This is a genomic window from Arthrobacter sp. TJ-270, assembly GCF_058269075.1.
Genome location: NZ_JBZCNB010000001.1, coordinates 110,309 through 126,540, shown reverse-complemented (window position 1 = coordinate 126,540; position 16,232 = coordinate 110,309). Strand labels below are relative to the sequence as shown.

13 protein-coding genes and 2 tRNA genes are annotated in these 16,232 nt (G+C 63.1%); 3 read left to right on the top strand and 12 right to left on the bottom strand.

The genetic code is table 11. The features are described from left to right. Positions 1-15 precede the first annotated feature (15 nt). From AC4D2M_RS00595 to bcp, 8 genes are all read right to left on the bottom strand, one after another. Entirely contained in the window at positions 16-495 is a 480-nt protein-coding gene (locus AC4D2M_RS00595) for a MarR family winged helix-turn-helix transcriptional regulator (RefSeq protein WP_490889081.1), read from the bottom strand. Next, positions 488-1,570: an LLM class flavin-dependent oxidoreductase gene (locus AC4D2M_RS00590; protein ID WP_490889079.1), complete on the bottom strand. Its 1,083-nt coding sequence runs from the start codon at positions 1,568-1,570 to the stop codon at positions 488-490. Before AC4D2M_RS00590 ends, AC4D2M_RS00595 begins: the two co-directional genes overlap by 8 nt. 35 nt (positions 1,571-1,605) lie before the next feature. Next, entirely contained in the window at positions 1,606-4,770 is a 3,165-nt protein-coding gene (locus tag AC4D2M_RS00585; RefSeq protein WP_490889077.1) for an efflux RND transporter permease subunit, read from the bottom strand. A gap of 44 nt (positions 4,771-4,814) precedes the next feature. Beyond that, positions 4,815-6,311: a malate:quinone oxidoreductase gene (locus AC4D2M_RS00580; RefSeq protein WP_490889075.1), complete on the bottom strand. Its 1,497-nt coding sequence runs from the start codon at positions 6,309-6,311 to the stop codon at positions 4,815-4,817. 128 nt (positions 6,312-6,439) lie between these two features. After that, positions 6,440-8,173 (bottom strand): ABC transporter substrate-binding protein, encoded by a 1,734-nt coding sequence (locus tag AC4D2M_RS00575; protein ID WP_490889073.1) that lies wholly within the window; start codon positions 8,171-8,173, stop codon positions 6,440-6,442. Between the two features lie 345 nt (positions 8,174-8,518). Beyond that, a complete protein-coding gene (locus AC4D2M_RS00570) occupies positions 8,519-9,208 on the bottom strand; it encodes a fasciclin domain-containing protein (protein WP_490889072.1) in 690 nt (229 codons plus the stop codon). Positions 9,209-9,469: 261 nt separating this feature from the next. After that, positions 9,470-9,554, bottom strand: a tRNA-Leu gene (locus AC4D2M_RS00565). Positions 9,555-9,650: 96 nt separating this feature from the next. Then, positions 9,651-10,121: a thioredoxin-dependent thiol peroxidase gene (gene bcp, locus AC4D2M_RS00560; protein WP_490889070.1), complete on the bottom strand. Its 471-nt coding sequence runs from the start codon at positions 10,119-10,121 to the stop codon at positions 9,651-9,653. Positions 10,122-10,270: 149 nt separating this feature from the next. Between bcp and AC4D2M_RS00555 the strand changes: the two genes are divergently transcribed. After that, the gene (locus AC4D2M_RS00555) at positions 10,271-10,765 is read left to right on the top strand and encodes a MarR family winged helix-turn-helix transcriptional regulator (protein ID WP_490889069.1); all 495 of its coding nucleotides are present in this window, start codon (positions 10,271-10,273) and stop codon (positions 10,763-10,765) included. Positions 10,766-10,926: 161 nt separating this feature from the next. Here AC4D2M_RS00555 and AC4D2M_RS00550 read toward each other — a convergent pair. From AC4D2M_RS00550 to AC4D2M_RS00540, 3 genes are all read right to left on the bottom strand, one after another. Continuing rightward, positions 10,927-10,999, bottom strand: a tRNA-Lys gene (locus AC4D2M_RS00550). Between the two features lie 90 nt (positions 11,000-11,089). Then, positions 11,090-12,214: a PQQ-dependent sugar dehydrogenase gene (locus tag AC4D2M_RS00545; RefSeq protein WP_490889067.1), complete on the bottom strand. Its 1,125-nt coding sequence runs from the start codon at positions 12,212-12,214 to the stop codon at positions 11,090-11,092. Further along, positions 12,211-12,366 (bottom strand): hypothetical protein, encoded by a 156-nt coding sequence (locus tag AC4D2M_RS00540; RefSeq protein WP_490889066.1) that lies wholly within the window; start codon positions 12,364-12,366, stop codon positions 12,211-12,213. Before AC4D2M_RS00540 ends, AC4D2M_RS00545 begins: the two co-directional genes overlap by 4 nt. Positions 12,367-12,518: 152 nt before the next feature. On the opposite strand from AC4D2M_RS00540, the gene AC4D2M_RS00535 reads away from it, so the two are divergent. After that, positions 12,519-13,487: a 2-hydroxyacid dehydrogenase gene (locus AC4D2M_RS00535; protein ID WP_490889064.1), complete on the top strand. Its 969-nt coding sequence runs from the start codon at positions 12,519-12,521 to the stop codon at positions 13,485-13,487. Between the two features lie 3 nt (positions 13,488-13,490). Here AC4D2M_RS00535 and AC4D2M_RS00530 read toward each other — a convergent pair whose 3' ends face one another. Further along, entirely contained in the window at positions 13,491-13,967 is a 477-nt protein-coding gene (locus tag AC4D2M_RS00530; RefSeq protein ID WP_490889063.1) for a hypothetical protein, read from the bottom strand. Between the two features lie 234 nt (positions 13,968-14,201). Here AC4D2M_RS00530 and ilvD point away from each other — a divergent pair, with 234 nt between their 5' ends. Continuing rightward, positions 14,202-15,917, top strand: a complete 1,716-nt coding sequence (gene ilvD, locus AC4D2M_RS00525; RefSeq protein ID WP_490889061.1) for a dihydroxy-acid dehydratase — start codon at positions 14,202-14,204, stop codon at positions 15,915-15,917. Positions 15,918-16,232: the final 315 nt, after the last annotated feature.

Sequence of the window (16,232 nt, the reverse complement as noted above, 5' to 3'; positions counted from 1 at the left end):
GCTGCAAAGCGGCCGTCAGGCCGGATGATGCGCTCCGTCGTCGTTCTCCAGGCCTGCCCTGAGTTTCGTGGTCAGGCTCAACAGCTGCTCCAGTTCCTCCTCGTCAAGGATCGGCCCCAGGATGGCATGGATGCTGCGCACATGTGCCGCCCCGATCTCGCGTTGGAGCCGGCGTCCTTCGTCGGTGAGGGCCAGCAGGACACCGCGCTGATCGTTCGGCGCCTGCTTGCGCTGGATCAGTCCCTTGTCTTCGAGGCGCTCCGCCATCCGGCTGAGGCTCGGCTGGCTGATCAAAAGGTGGCTGTTCAGCTCATTGAGCCTGGTCCATCCGGTGGGGCAGCGGCTGAGATTGAAAAGGACGTCGTACTCACCGATTGCGAGCGGAGAGAAGGACCCTTCCCGCCGTAGCCTGCGCATCACCGCAACCTGCGCCCGGAAGAGTGACTCCCATGCTTCGGCGGTGAGGCGCATCGGCGTGCCTGGGGACTCAGGCATCGGCAGGCACCGCAGCCTTGCGGTTCTCGAATGTCGGTGGAGCGGGCACTGAAGAAGGTGTGCGCTCGGCGAATTCCTTGCGCAGGGTAGGCAGGACCTCGGCACCGAACAGGTCGAGCTGCTCCAGCACCGTCTTCAGCGGGAGCCCTGCATGGTCCACGAGGAACAGCTGGCGATGGTAGTCACCGAAGAATTCGCGGAAGGAAAGCGTCTTGTCGATCATTTCCTGCGGGCTGCCTACGGTCAGTGGCGTCTGGGAGCTGAAGTCCTCCAGTGATGGGCCGTGACCGTACACCGGCGCATTGTCGAAATACGGACGGAACTCGTTGATGGCGTCTTGGGAGTTGGGGCGGATGAAGAACTGTCCGCCTAGACCGATGATCGCCTGTTCCGCAGTGCCGTGCCCATAGTGCGCATACCGTTCCCGGTAGAGCGAGATGAGCTGCTGGTAGTGCTCCTTCGGCCAGAAGATGTTGTTGGCGAAGTAGCCGTCACCGTAGTAAGCGGCAATCTCAGCGACCTGGGGAGTCCGGATGGAGCCGTGCCAGACGAAGGGGGCGACGCCGTCGAGCGGGCGGGGGGTGGAGGTGAAGTTGTGCAGGGGCGTGCGGTGCTTGCCTTCCCAGGTGACTACGTCCTCGTCCCAGAGCCGGCGCAACAGATGGTAGTTCTCGACCGTGAGTTCGACGCTGTCCTGCGGGTTCTTGCCGAACCAGGGGTAGACGGGTGCGGTGTTGCCGCGTCCCAGGATCAGGTCCACCCGGCCGTCGGCAAGGTGCTGGAGCATCGCGTAGTCTTCGGCGATCTTGACCGGGTCATTGGTGGTGATCAGTGTCGTCGAGGTCGAGAGGATGATGCGGGAGGTTTGCGCCGCCACATATCCGAGCATGGTGGTGGGGGAGCTGGGGACAAACGGGCGGTTGTGGTGCTCGCCGGTGGCAAAGACGTCCAGTCCAACGTCTTCGGCGTGCTTCGCGATGGTCACCATGGCCTTGATACGCTCGTGTTCGGTGGGAGCGGTGCCTTTGGTGGGGTCAACCGTTACGTCGCCGACGCTGAAGATACCGATCTGCATGGAATTCCTCCTCCTAGAAGTACATGCATTTGCATCTACTGTACTCCGTAACCAGCGCCTTCCCGGATTTGTTCCCACTCCTCCGCCACCTCGTCACGCTTCTCCCGGCGGCCTTCGACCAGTCGGTACAACACTGGAACCAGCACCAGCGTCAGCAGCGTTGAGGAGACCAGACCTCCAACAACGACGACGGCAAGCGGCTGGGAGATGAAGCCTCCTTCTCCGGTCAGACCAAGCGCCATCGGTGTCAGCGCGAAGACGGTCGCCAGCGCAGTCATGAGAATCGGTCGAAGCCGCTGTCTGGCTCCTCGCGTGATTGCGTCCGCGACGTTGAGCCCGACAGAACCGTCAAGCGGCCGCCGGTACTGGTTGATCAGGTCGATCAGGACAATCGCGTTGGTGACGACAATCCCGACCAGCATCAGCATGCCGATCAGCGAAGGCAGCCCCAGCGGGATCCCGGTGATCACCAGCAGGGCAATGGCGCCCGTCGCCGCGAACGGGACCGATACGAGGAGGATCAGCGGCTGGATGAGGCTCTTGAAGGTGGCAACCATGATGACGTACACGATGGCCACGGCAGCCCACAGTGCCAGGAACAGCTGCCCGAAGGACTCCGCCTGCTGCTCCGATGCCCCGCCCAGCGTGGCCGTTGCGCCGGCCGGGAGCGTTACACCCTCCAGGCGTTCGGTGACGGCCGCGGTCAGGGCGCCCAGGTTGTCTCCCGACGGCGTGATGGAAACCTGTGCTGTTCGTTCACCGTTGGAGCTGGTGATCGTGAGCGGAACCTGTACCTCCTCGACGGTTGCGACATCCGTGAGGGGGACCGGTCCGGCGGGGGTCGGCACGGTGAGGTCGCGGAGCTGGTCCAGGCTGGTGATCTCGGTCCCTTCCCCGATCAGGATGGGATAGTCGGTGGCTTCAAGCCGGACCACGCCGCCGGGGATGGCGCTGACATTGCCTCCGAGCAGGGCGCCGATCTGGCCCTCGCTCAGTCCCGACCGCACCGCGGCCGCGCGATCGACGCTGACCTGGATCTGCGGCTGAGCTGCAGCGAGGTTGGACGTCACGTCGCGGGCCCCCTGTACACCCTGCATCGCGGTGACGACGGCGTCACTTGCCTCGGCAAGGATGTCAGGTTCCGGCGCGGTGATGTTGATGTCCACGGTGTTCGACGTGCCGAACCCGCCCTGCTGGGTCGACAGCGCGATCTCGCCTGCTCCCTCAAGTTCGTTCAGCGAGGCACGAACCTCATTCTGAAGCTGCTGCTGATCGGCCTCTTCCTCCGTGGTCACGGTGAACTGCGCGGTGGAAGCACCGGCGGAGAACCGCGCGCCTACGGCTCCGGCTGCATTTCCGACGGTCACCTGCACATCACGGATTTCTTCGAAGCCGGAGAGGACTTCCTCCACGCGCCCCGCCTCGGCAACGGTGTTTTCCAGGCTCGAGCCCGGCTGCTGGCGCTGGATGACACTAAAGCTGTTCTGGCCGGTGTTGCCCAGAAGATTGGTCTGCATGAAGGGCACCAGCGCAACCGTCCCGGCAAGCACCAGCACTCCGGCCACTACCGTCCACACCGGGTGGTGCTGGGTCACGCGAAGAATCGGAAGATACCCCCGCTGGAGCCAGGAGCGTTTCTCCTTCTCTTCTGCCAGGTACCGCTGCTCGGCCGCCGCCGTTGCGGGATCCGTCAGCTCCGAGGAAATTCGGGTCCTCGGCAGGAACCAGTAGGCCAGCACCGGAACGATCGTCAGCGAGACAGCCAGCGAGGCGAGCAGGGCCATGGTGACGGTCAGGGCAAACGGCCGGAACAGCTCACCCGCGAGATCCCCGACGAAGGCGATCGGTGCGAACACCGCCACTGTTGTGAGGGTGGAGGCGGTGATGGCGCCGGCCACCTCGCGGATGGCCGTCAGGATCGCCGAGCGTTTGTCTTCGCCGTAGCTGAGATGGCGCTTGATGTTCTCGATGACCACGATCGAATCGTCGACAACGCGACCGATCGCAATGGTCAGCGCTCCCAGGGTCAGGATGTTGAGCGAGTAACCGGTGGCCGCCAACCCGATGAACGTGATGAGAAGCGACAGCGGGATGGACACGGCGGTGACCAGGGTGGAGCGGGCCGAGAGGAGGAACACCAGAATAACGAGGACGGCGAATCCCAGACCAAGCAGGCCCTCGGTGGTGAGGTCGGAGATGGAACGCTCGATGAAGGGCGCCTGGTCGAAGATCACCGTGATGTCCGCACTGTCACCCAGTTCGGCCTCAAGTTCCGGGATCAGGGCCGTGACTGCGTTCGAGACCGTGACGGTATCCGCCGATGGAACCTTCGTCACGGTCAGTGCCAGCGTCTCGACGCCGTTGGTCCGCGTGATGGAGGTGGCGTCGTCGTCGGCTACTGCCACATCCGCAACGTCGCCGATGGTCACAGGGTCGGTGGCGGAGCCAGTCGGCGGATCCTGGGGGAGGAGCGGCAGGTTCCGGATATCGGCCAGTGACTGGATGGGACTGCCGGCCTGAATCGTCAGCGAGCGTTCGCCCTCGTCCAGGGTGCCGATCGGAAACAGTTCGCCGTTGTTCTCGAGGGCGTCAACGATGTCCCCGACGGTGAGCCCCTGGGCTGCGAGTTCCTCGGGGGCAGGGAGGACGGAAATATGCTGTTCGGCGCCGCCGGTAATTTCGGCGCTGCGTACGCCCTCTATTTTCTGAAGCTGCGGCACGGTGAGCCGCGTCAGTTCTTCACCCAGTTCACTGAGCGACTGATTAGAGGACACCGCCATGAAGACGATGGGTAGGTCGTTGATGCTGCCCGCCAGGGACTGGGGTTCCACATCCTCGGGAAGCGCGGGCCGCACGGTCGAGATAGCGCGGTCGACCTGGCCGCGGGCACGGTCAAGGTCGGTGCCGTAGGCGAACATCAGGCTGACCGTGGAGACGCCGTTGCGTGAGGTCGCCGACGACGACTCCAGCCCCTCCACACCGCTCAGCGCTCGTTCCAGCGGCTCACTGACCTGCTTGTCAAGGTACTCCGGGCTGGCCCCTGGGAGGGAGGACACCACCGTGACCTGGGGAAACTCCAGCGAGGGGATGAGCTCCTGTTTCAGGGAGCCCATGGTGATTACCCCGAACACCGCAGCGAACACGGTGATCAGGGCAATCAGTGCGCGATTCCCCAGGGACAGTTGCGCCAAACGGAACATCGGTTCTGCCTTCTGCGGGCGACCAGTCCTGGTGGCGCCGCGGTCTACTTGAGCCCCAGCACCCTGTCGGTCATTGACTGGACATCATCGGCGAGAGACTCATTCTCATTGAGCTTCGTGCCGTACCCGGGGATCATTTCCTTCAGTTTGGGTTCCCAGCCAGCAAGCTGTCCGGGGAAGCACCGGCGCATCAGCTCGATCATGATCGGTGCCGCGGTCGATGCTCCTGGGGATGCACCCAGCAGGGCGCCGACAGTGCCGTCAGCCGAGGTGATGATCTCGGTGCCGAACTGCAGGACGCCGCCCTTCCCGGGTGCCTTCTTGATGACCTGTACACGCTGCCCCGCAGTGATCAGTTCCCACCGGTTGCCATCGGCCGACGGTACGAACTCCTTGAGGTACTCGTTCTTTGCCTCGCGCTTCTTGAGCACCTCGCTGATGAGGTACTTGGTGAGCGGAATGTTGTCCTTGCCTACTGCGAGCATGGGCACGAGATTGGACGGTCGAATTGAGGTCGGCAGGTCCAGCAGCGATCCGCGCTTGAGGAACTTGGTGGAGAACCCCGCGTACGGACCGAACAATAATGACCGTTCGCCGTTGACGTAGCGGGTGTCAAGGTGCGGTACGGACATGGGCGGTGCACCGACCGACGCCTGCCCGTACACCTTGGCACTGTGCTGGTTGACGGTATCCGGGTTGGTGCAGCGCAGGAATTGACCGGAGACCGGGAACCCGGCGAATCCTCGCCCTTCAGGGATCCCGCTCTTCTGGAGCAGGTGCAGCGCGCCGCCACCGGCGCCGATAAACACGAAGCGGGTGTTGACCGTGTGCTCCTCGCCGGTTGCACGGTTTCGCACCGTGACATCCCAGCGGTTCTGCGAAGTCTTGGAAAGGTTCGTGACGTCGTGTCCGTAGCGGAGGTCGACGTCGTTCTCACCGAGATAGGCTGTGAGGCCGCGCGTGAGAGCGCCGAAGTCGACGTCGGTTCCACCGGCCACCCGCGATGCTGCCACGTGCTGTGAGGGATCGCGTTCCTTCACGATGAGCGGAGCCCACTCGGCAATGGCTGAGTGGTCCGTTGCGAACTCCATCGACTTGAAGAGCGGTTGCGTGCGGAGAGCCTCATACCGGCGGCGGAGGTACTCCACGTTGCCTTCGCCCCACACAAAGCTCATGTGCGGTACAGCGTTGATGAAGCTGCCCGGATCGCCGAGGTGTCCGTTCGAGACCATGTGCGCCCAGAACTGGCGGGAGACCTGGAACTGCTCGTTGATGGCGATGGCCTTGGACGGATCAACCGAGCCGTCCTTGCCGGCCGGCGCGTAGTTGAGCTCGCACAATGCTGCGTGGCCGGTTCCGGCGTTATTCCAGGGGTCTGAACTTTCCAGTCCGGCCCGGTCGAGCCGCTCGAAAAGAGTGATGCCCCAGTCCGGCTGCAGTTGCTTGAGGAATGCACCGAGGGTGGCACTCATGATTCCGCCGCCAATAAGAACGACGTCAGTGTGGTTCGCGGGCTTTCCCGCCTGGCTCTCAGCAGTCACGATGGGTCTCCAATAGCAAGGGCGCTAGCCCTTGAAGCGTAGCCTCTGGCGGTGGTGTTCCCTAAATTGGAACGCCCTGGCGGCGGCGTGATCCTCGTCCCAGTTGAGCTACATGCCCAGTTCCCTGTTCAGCTGCCTTTCGAAGGGGTGGGCTGCTCGACATCGGCGAGGTCAATGTTGTTGAACACCTCGTGCATAACCGGGCTCACGGGGTAACTGAGCACCCGCGGGGAGACCACCGCGGCCGAGATGGGGAAGGCGAGCGGAACCGCCGGAACGTCGACGGCGATGCTTTCGTTGATGTCCCGGTAAGCGGCTGTGCGTTCATCCCCGTTGGGCAGGGTGACGGCGCGTGCGACCTTGCTGAAGAGCTGGTTGTCGCGGAAGGCGAACTCTTCGCCGTAACTGCCGAAGAGCACCCCGACGAAGTTGTCGGGATCCTGGTAGCTTCCACTCCAGCCGAGCAGGTGGAAGGCCCGGTTGTCATCGTTCTGGACGGTCTCAATGTAGCCCTGTGACCATTCCGTGGGGACGGGCTGAAGGTTGAACCCGGACGCTGTGAGCTGGCGGCTTAGCTCGGCATAGACCTTCTCGGGGGAGGAGAGGTATGGGCGGGAGATGTTGCGGGGGTAATGGAAGGGGAGAGGCTCCCCGTCATACCCGGCCTCATCCAGAAGTTCCCTTGCACGCTCCGGGTTGTACTCGTAGTCGGTGATTTCTTCGTTGGTTACGCCGAGTTTCGGCGGGGTGAATTGCGTTGCCGGGCTTGTGCCGTCCAGGAAGCGGCCCTCGATGAGGGCTGACTTGTCGATGGCGTGGGCAACCGCCTGCCTGAACAGTGCATCGTCGACTCCAGGGAAGTCGTGGTTCATCCCGAGGTAGAGCACGGAATAGGGGTCGCGTTGGAGGATCTGCTGGCCCTGTCTGGCAAGCTCAGCGGCGTTGTCCACGGTCACAAGGTCGTAGCCGTCAATATCTCCACCCAACAGCGCACGAAGGCGTGCATCCGGGCGGGGAATCGTCCGGAATGTCACGGTCTGTATTTCCCCCGGTGAACCCCAGTAATCGTCATAGGCGTTCAGGATCACCCCGTCCTCGGACCACGCCTCAAAGGTGAACGGTCCCGTACCCACCGGGCTGAGTGCGAACTCCGAGAGCTGCCTGCCATCCTTCTCCACAGTCAGCTCATTGGCGTTGAGCTCCTCAAGCGCCTGCGGGGAGGCCATGCCGAAGGCCGGCAGTGCGAGGGCGGGAATGAACGAGGTCAGGCGCCCGGTGAGCCGGATGAGCACCTTATGCTCGCCGAGAGGCTGGCAGGAGTCGAAGACAGACTCCCCGGGTGCGTCCGAAAATGCCTTGAATACCGACTTGAAGGCGATAGATGCAACCGCCGTGCGGGTCTCCGGAGGCATCGTGTACCAGCGCTCGAAGTTGGCGCAGACGGCCGCCGCGTTGAATGGTTGGCCGTCATGAAAGCTCACGTTCTTGCGCAGCTCAAAGGCGTAGGCCCGGCCTTCGTTCCGTTCCTCCCACGATGTGGCCAGAAGCGGAACCGGTTCAGAGGTGAGCGGGTCGATCCCGACAAGGCCTTCGAGTACCTGCCGTGTGACCCGGAACGACTCGGTGTCTGACGCAAGTGCCGGGTCCAGGCCGGTAGGATCCGCGGCGGCGCCGAAGGAAAACGTACCGGTGGTGGTGTCTCCGACCGATGCCGACGGTTCCGTCGAGGTGGCGGGCGCCGTCGTCGGCGTAGCTATGGGAGTTCCGGCAGTGCACGCGGTGAGCCCGAGAGCTGTAGCGGCCGCCAGCGCGCGCAGTGGCAGAGACAGCCGACGACGGCGGTGCGTGGGGCTCGCTGGCATGGTCTCCTCTGGGCGCGCGTGCAGTGGGCAAGGACTGCGGACGGAATATCCAGTGTAGGTCACGAGGCTGGACGGCGGCTGATCGTGGCATCGGGGAGGTGGGAGCTTCGAGACGATAAAGGCGGGTATCTGCACAGAGGTGCAGATACCCGCCGTATCCCTGAAACAGATTAGAGGATTCGAATCAGGGGGTTTATATCGAGCGATTTCTCGCATGATTGTTTTGCCTTTTACGCGGGCCAAATACGCGCCCTAATAATCTGGCTCAATTGCTGGACTGAATCGCTTAGCCTACTTGGCTGGCTTGATTGTTCAGTCCATTGCTCGACGAGATAGCCCGAGGAATTACTCGGCCGGGGGCATCAGGATGGCGTCGATCAGGTACACCGTGGCATTGGCGGTCTGGACGCCGCCGCAGATCACGGCCGCATTCTCTTCGCCGACCGTGATGGAGTCGCCTTCGCCCTCGACCATCAGCTCAGCACCGTTGACGGTGGTGTGGGTTCCGGCCACCTCATCGGGAGCCATCTGGCCCTCAACCACGTGGTAGGTAAGGATGCCGCTGAGGAGGTCTGCATCTGTCTTCAGAGCCTCTACGGTCTCGGCATCAAGTGCCTCGAAGGCTTCATCAACCGGTGCGAAGACCGTGAACTCGCCACCGTTGAGGGTGTCGACAAGATCAACCTCGGGGTTGAGTTCGCCGGAAACAGCCGCAGTCAGCTGGGTAAGCAGCGGGTTGTTGGAGGCAGCAGTGGCCACGGGATCCTCGGCCATGCCGGAAACGGAGCCTGCTCCATCCGGAACCTGTGCTGCATAATCCTCACAAGCGGGACCCACCAGATTTGCGGCGGGATCCATTGCCTCATCCGTCGATTCTTCAGTCATCTCAGCCTCGGAGGACTCCGTTGTCGTCGATTCGGTGGTCCCCGTATCGCCGGTAGCTGCTTCCTCGCCGCCGCCACATGCAGCCAGGCCGAACATGGCGACGGCTGCGACACCGAGTACGGAAAGGTTCCTGCGCTTCAGAAGTTCCATTTCAATTCTCCTTTAAAGATTCCGACCTCACGTCAAACGCGGCGGTCTAATTTCCGGACGAACACACCGTGCAGGTGTCTCACGCTTACTTCGGCTGGGAAATGTCGGTGGATGGGTGAGGATGAAAAGAAATTGTGCGGGAGCTATCCGGGAAGGATGATCGCGAGGCCGCAGGAGGGCAACCGCCGGGCGTTAAAGCAGTGGACCCCCGGCCCAAGGCCGGGGGTCCACATGTTCGGCGTCTGAAACGACCGCAATCACTGGTGCGCAAGGGGGGACTCGAACCCCCACGTCCGAAGACACTGGAACCTAAATCCAGCGCGTCTGCCAATTTCGCCACTCGCGCATAGGTGCGCTGACTTGCCGAACCGGCCAACGCACGCTCCATTGTACTCAGTTCAGTCGGCGTTCAGTTCCTGGTTACGAGCCGATCGCGGGTCGGTCAGCTGAGCCCCAGATCGCGGCGCAATTTAGCGACATGCCCGGTGGCCCTCACGTTGTACTGCGCCAATGCAACATGACCCGATCCATGCACTACGACGGTGGAGCGGATGAGACCCTCGTAGGTCTTCCCATAGTTCTTTTTCTCGCCCCAGGCTCCCCAAGCCTCGGCCACTGCGTGGTCAGGGTCAGAGAGCAGCGGAAAGGTAAGCGCCTCGTTTTCAGTGAAGGAGCGGAGCTTGGTCTCTGAGTCAGGGGAGATGCCGACGACCTTGTAGCCCGCTGAGCCCAGCGAGGCGAGGTTGTCCCGGAAATCGCAGGCTTGAGTGGTGCAGCCCGGTGTTGCTGCCGCCGGGTAAAAATAGACGACGACGTTCTCTCCCGCGAAGTCGCCGAGCGAAACGGTGGAGCCGTCCGCCGACTGGAGTGTGAAGTCGGGTGCGCGGTCCCCGGCCTGGAGTCGTTCTGACATACGAGCCTCTCTTTTCGGTCTCAATTGTGCATCAGCCGTGCAACTCGTCCGAGTTATGGCTTCGGCCGTAGCTATCATATGGGGGTGGATTTGTAGGTCCCCAGCGAGGCTGCATGAGGCAGCGTGGGGCGGAAGGAAGTTTTTAGCAGATGCCGGATCTCGAGCAATGGCCGACAGGTCGACTACTGACGACGGCCGCTCGGTTGGTGGAGCATGCGTGGAATGAACGTTTGGTTTCCATCGGCGTCACGCATGCCGGAGTGATCGCACTTGGGGTCCTGGAATCCCAGGGTGCCATGACGCAGGCCAACCTCGCGCAACTTGTTCGTGTACAAGCACAGACTATGGGCAAGACGCTCTCCCGCCTCGAAGTGCGGGGACATATCGTCCGGACACGCAGTGATGTTGACCGTCGAAGCCATGCTGTCTCCATCACGCCGGCCGGACGTCGGGTCCTCAGCGAAGCCCAGGACGTCGAGCGTACGCTCATCCCCGGTGAGGGACTCGTATCGAACGAACTGAGATCACACCTTCAGGGCGTCATTCGCGATCTTGGCGCTCCGCGCTGGAGCTGGGATGTTGCGACGCCGGGTTCCGGTGTGCCGCAGGTGGGCTTGCTGGAGCCTGCGCTGAGTAAGGATTAGCAGGCTCCCGCGACCCGTCGGGGCCAGCAGGAAAACTAGGAGCGGAATAGCTTCATTCGTTCACGGGCAACCGGTGAGTCATCGGTTGCCCTTGAACGAATCTGCCCGAAAAGTATAAAAAATCCTCCCGTCGGTACGCCCGACAGGAGGATTTTTCTCTGTGCACCCCCCGGGACTCGAACCCGGAACCCATTGATTAAGAGTCAATTGCTCTGCCAGTTGAGCTAGAGGTGCCTGCGAAATCCGGTCCTACCGCGTTCCGCAACAGCACTAAACTGTACCAGCACTCTGACGGAAAATTGAAATCGGGAGGCCGGATGTGAGCTAGTCCACTTCCACCCGCAGGATGCGGGAACCGCCGCCTTCGTTGGTCGCTATCAACAGCTCGCCGTCACCCCCCGTAATCGTGTCCCGCAACCGTCCGTAAGTCCCCTCGAAGTAGCTCACCGGCTCTCCAACGGAGGTACCGGCCAGGGGAACCCGCCACAATCTTTCACCCCGCAGCCCGCCGATGAAGGCGACATCATTGACAATGGCCATGCCGCTCGGCGACGAGGTGGCGGTGGACGGCCACACGACCTTAGCGTCGATGAAGTCGCTATCTCCCGGGGCCCCGGTGACAGCAGGCCACCCATAGTTGCCGCCGGGCACAATGAGATTCAGTTCGTCATCGCGATCCGGGCCGAACTCGCTCGCCCAGAGTCGGCCATCAGAGTCCCAGTCCAGACCCTGCACATTGCGGTGACCCAAAGAATAAACCGCAGAGCCGAACGGATTATCCGGTGCAGGTGCACCGTCGGCGCGCAGCCGAAGGATCTTCCCGCCGAGGCTCGTCTGGTCCTGGGCGTTGTCTGCGTTCGCTGCGTCCCCGGTACCGACGTAGAGATACCCGTCCGGGCCGAATTTGATGCGCCCTCCGTTGTGGATGCTGGCCTTCGGGATCCCGGTCAGGATCTCTTCCATAGTCCCCAGGCCGTCCTGGTCATAGGCCATGGTGACGATCCGGTTGTCGTCCGGGCTCGTGTAGTACAGGTAGAGGCGCGGATCCTCAGTGAAGTCGGGCGGCACCGCAACACCCAACAGTCCACCCTCACCGCCGGCAGCGACTGCGTCTTCCACCACGCCGATGACTTCAACCTCACCGTCGACGATCCGCTTAACCTCCGCGGTATCCCGCTCAGTGACAATGAGGCTTCCGTCCGGCAGCACCGCCATGGCCCAGGGGCTGCCGAGGCCGGTCACCAGTTCGGCTGTGACTGTCGGGTCTGCCTCCGGTTGAACGGACTCCGTGGCGGATGCGCCCGCCGTGGTCTGTGAAGGGTCGGGTTGCTGGATGACCGGATCGGAACCCGGCCCACCGTTGCACGCAGTGAGACCGGCGAGCATGCCGAATGCTGTGGCAATGACCGCGGCACGTCTGATGGACCACCCGGGGCGGCACACCGTCACTGTTTCCTGCCAGTAGAGGGGATCACGGTCTCAGCCGGCGTTAGCGTCCACTCATTCCGGGCCGCGCTCTGAGCCGGCTCCGGCCGGTTCCGGTACCACAGGACAGCCAGCACCGCGGAGCCGATGAGCAGGGCCCAGAGTACTGGGTCCATCCCACTGTCCCGCTTTCCATCCCGTGCGGCCCGCATGACTAGAACGTTACGACGGCGGAAAACGGCTGTCCATAAGCGCATCCGCTCAGCGGGACACGGGAAGCAGTGGTCACCAGGCCCCGGCGGTCCTTCGCTGTCGATACGCTGGTCGGATGACAGCTCCTTCTATCCGTACCGTCACAGTGCCCGATCACGATCTCCTGGAAGCCCTTCAGCCTGTTCCTGAAGGAATCAACCTTGCCGTGTGGGACTTTCAGACCCCGCCGGTCGGTGCGGACCTGCAGGACATCGACGTTGCGGTCCTGCCGTACATGTCCAGGGGCGATCTCAGCGATCAGCTGCAGGCAGCTCCGGCGCTCAAGCTGGTACAGACCCAGTCCACTGGATACGAGGGCGTGCCGGAAATGGCGGGGGACGGCGTCGCCGTGTGCAGCGCCGCTGGAGTCCATGCGGCGGCCACCGCGGAGATGGCGATCGGCCTGGCCATCGCGTCACTTCGCGGTATTGATGTCGCGGTACGCAATCAGCGCGAGGGTGTGTGGAAGCCGGGGCGCTTCCCTGGCCTCGCCGATCGCATGGTACTGCTGCTTGGAGTCGGCGGTATCGGAGAAGAAATCGCCAGGCGCCTCGACGCTTTCGAGGTTGAGCTCACGAGGGTCGGAAGCAGTGCACGGTCGGATGAACGCGGACAGGTGCACAGCAGCGACGAGCTCATTGAACTGGCGGCAGATCACGATGTGCTGATCATCATTACTCCGCTGTCGGACTCCACCCGCGGCCTGGTGGGCAGGGAAGTGCTCGCAGCTCTGCCCGACGGCGCCCTCGTGGTCAATGTGGCACGCGGACCCGTGGTGGACTCGGACGCGCTCACGGCGGAGGTCGTCAGCGGACGCCTATGCGCCGCCGTGGACGTCTTCGACCCCGAACCCATCCCTGCCGATCACCCACTCTGGGGTGCGGACAATGCGATTATCACTCCTCACAACGGCGGAAACACCGGCGCGTTCTGGCCGCGGATCGTGCGGCTGCTGCGGAAGCAGCTCGAAGCGCTCGCTACCGGTCAGGAGCCGGTCAACCTGGTGGTGCCGGGGCCGTGGGGGGCCGACCGCACTGAGGGGTAACGCCTACGCCATCGCGATGAAAGCGTGCATGAAGAGTTCGAAGTCGGCGCAGTCGTTCGTCTGTTCGAGCCGAAGTTCCTTGTCCGGCGCAGGTTTGAAGATCACTTCCGGCTGAACTCCGAAGCGGAACGTTCTGCCCGTGCTGGTGCCGACCTCGTAATCGCCGTCCGCCAACTGAATGGCATGGGAGAGGTTGGTCATGTTCAGCTCCACCGGGACGCCGCCGCCGGTGAGGGTCTGGCCGTTGACGGGCGCCACCATAATCTCCGCCGGCTGCCAGCGGTAACCGATCACGTAATACCTCGGTTTATTGATCCGGACCCCATTTGAGTCCCTTCCCTCGCGACGCTCGTTCACGGCGAAGACCAGGTTGTAGTCACCGTAATTCAGGATCTGGGAATCAAAAATCCCCCTCAGTATCGATTTCAGGGCGTCGCTGTCGGGCTCGTTGTATGAGGCGTGCGGCATCTGGGGGGTCATGTCATGAGCCTGGATAGGGGATGTGCCCGCGGGACGGCTGGTCAGGATGCGGCCGCCGTTGGCCGGCCGCACAAGGTCCGCGCCGACCACCCTACCCGATGAAGAGGCCGGCGTTCTTCGGAGCCCTTTGGAAGCTAATTTTGCCGGGGTGCGAGACAGGACGCCTTCCGGGAGTCCTGTAATAGGTGGGTCACACGCACGAGGCGGTGTCGCGGCGGGCCTAGACTTTTACCCATGAGCGTGGATAGCGAAGCCAAAGCAACACCAGATATCAAGCCGAGAAGCCGTGCGGTCACAGACGGCATGGAGCGGGCGCCCGCCCGCGGCATGCTGCGGGCGGTGGGGATGGGCGATGACGACTTCGTCAAGCCCCAGATCGGCGTCGCAAGTTCGTGGAATGAGATCACGCCCTGCAATCTCTCGCTGAACCGGCTGGCCCAAGGGGCCAAGGAAGGCGTACACGCAGGCGGCGGTTTCCCCATGCAGTTCGGAACCATCTCGGTCTCTGACGGCATTTCCATGGGCCATGAAGGAATGCACTTCTCGCTCGTGTCCCGCGAGGTCATTGCGGACTCCGTGGAGACCGTGATGGAGGCCGAGCGCATAGACGGCTCGGTCCTGCTGGCAGGCTGCGACAAGTCCCTGCCGGGGATGCTCATGGCGGCTGCCCGCCTCAACCTCTCAAGCGTTTTCCTGTACGCGGGCTCGATCATGCCCGGCTGGGTGAAGCTGGAAGACGGCACCGAGAAGGAAGTCACGCTTATTGACGCCTTCGAAGCCGTTGGAGCGTGTGCAGCGGGAAAGATGTCCAAGGGGGACCTCGACCGCATCGAGCGCGCCATCTGCCCGGGTGAGGGTGCATGCGGGGGGATGTACACCGCGAACACCATGGCGTGCATCGGCGAGGCGCTCGGTATGTCCCTCCCGGGTTCTGCCGCGCCACCGTCAGCCGACCGGCGTCGGGACGAGTTCGCCCGCAAGTCGGGCGAGGCGGTTGTCAACCTGCTGCGGCTCGGTATCACGGCCCGCGACATCATGACCAAGAAGGCGTTTGAGAACGCCATTGCGGTCACCATGGCCTTCGGCGGATCAACGAACGCGGTCCTGCACCTGCTCGCGATTGCCCGTGAGGCCGACGTCGACCTGACGCTCGATGATTTCAACCGCATCGGTGACCGGGTCCCGCACCTGGGAGACCTGAAGCCGTTTGGCCGTTACGTGATGACCGACGTGGACAAGATCGGCGGCGTGCCCGTCATCATGCGCGCGCTTCTTGACGCCGGGCTCCTGCACGGCGATGTGATGACCGTGACCGGCAAGACCCTGGCCGAGAATCTTGAGTCGATCAATCCGCCGGACCTTGACGGCAAGATCCTGCGCGCGCTGGACAACCCCATCCACAAGACCGGCGGCCTGACCGTCCTGCGGGGATCACTCGCTCCTGAGGGCGCTGTCGTGAAGACAGCCGGCTTCGACGCCGAGGTGTTTGAGGGTACCGCTCGTGTCTTCGAGCGCGAACAGGGAGCCCTCCTCGCGCTCGCCGCCGGCGAAGTGAAGGCGGGCGACGTCGTCGTTATTCGCTATGAGGGGCCCAAGGGCGGTCCCGGGATGCGGGAGATGCTGGCCATCACTGGCGCGATCAAGGGTGCCGGCCTCGGCAAGGACGTGCTCCTGCTGACGGACGGAAGGTTCTCGGGCGGCACCACCGGCCTGTGCATCGGCCACGTCGCACCGGAGGCAGTGGACGGCGGCCCTATCGCGTTCGTCGAGGACGGCGACCGGATCCGGGCTGACATCCCGAACAAGACCTTCGACCTGCTGGTCGAGCCCGAGGAACTGGAGCGCCGGAAGATCGGCTGGGAGCCGCTTCCCGCCCGGTACACCAGGGGAGTGTTGGCGAAGTACGCGAAGCTGGTGCACTCGGCTTCCGAGGGCGCATACTGCGGCTAGTTCCGCTCTCGTTCCGGTAGCAGGACCGAAGAAGGCTACGACGGCGGCCACGCGCGGCTGTCGTAGCCTTCAGTTACAGTCCAGTAACTGGAACGCCTGTCCATATAGTGAGACGCGGGGAGGCGCTGTTGACACTCTTCGCGGGGGAGTGAAAACTACAGGTATGCAGCTCGTATCCGTAGTCCTAGTTACCAAGCGCGTGGCCTAAAGCCCCGACTGGTACTTCTACGTCACGCGCAAACCCCTCGCAGAGCCCACCAGGCTGAGGGGTTTTTTTGTTCCCACCGAACACAACGCGCAGAACATTTGCGCAGC

What these genes read in the sequence shown, in the direction of transcription:
- AC4D2M_RS00530 (WP_490889063.1), bottom strand. Translation starts at nt 13,967, where the DNA reads ATGACCCCCCAGATGCCGCACGCCTCATACAACGAGCCCGACAGCGAC.
- AC4D2M_RS00535 (WP_490889064.1), top strand. Translation starts at nt 12,519, where the DNA reads ATGACAGCTCCTTCTATCCGTACCGTCACAGTGCCCGATCACGATCTC.
- ilvD (WP_490889061.1), top strand. Translation starts at nt 14,202, where the DNA reads ATGAGCGTGGATAGCGAAGCCAAAGCAACACCAGATATCAAGCCGAGA.
- AC4D2M_RS00575 (WP_490889073.1), bottom strand. Translation starts at nt 8,173, where the DNA reads ATGCCAGCGAGCCCCACGCACCGCCGTCGTCGGCTGTCTCTGCCACTG.
- AC4D2M_RS00555 (WP_490889069.1), top strand. Translation starts at nt 10,271, where the DNA reads ATGCCGGATCTCGAGCAATGGCCGACAGGTCGACTACTGACGACGGCC.
- AC4D2M_RS00585 (WP_490889077.1), bottom strand. Translation starts at nt 4,770, where the DNA reads ATGTTCCGTTTGGCGCAACTGTCCCTGGGGAATCGCGCACTGATTGCC.
- AC4D2M_RS00570 (WP_490889072.1), bottom strand. Translation starts at nt 9,208, where the DNA reads ATGGAACTTCTGAAGCGCAGGAACCTTTCCGTACTCGGTGTCGCAGCC.
- AC4D2M_RS00540 (WP_490889066.1), bottom strand. Translation starts at nt 12,366, where the DNA reads ATGGACCCAGTACTCTGGGCCCTGCTCATCGGCTCCGCGGTGCTGGCT.
- bcp (WP_490889070.1), bottom strand. Translation starts at nt 10,121, where the DNA reads ATGTCAGAACGACTCCAGGCCGGGGACCGCGCACCCGACTTCACACTC.
- AC4D2M_RS00595 (WP_490889081.1), bottom strand. Translation starts at nt 495, where the DNA reads ATGCCTGAGTCCCCAGGCACGCCGATGCGCCTCACCGCCGAAGCATGG.
- AC4D2M_RS00590 (WP_490889079.1), bottom strand. Translation starts at nt 1,570, where the DNA reads ATGCAGATCGGTATCTTCAGCGTCGGCGACGTAACGGTTGACCCCACC.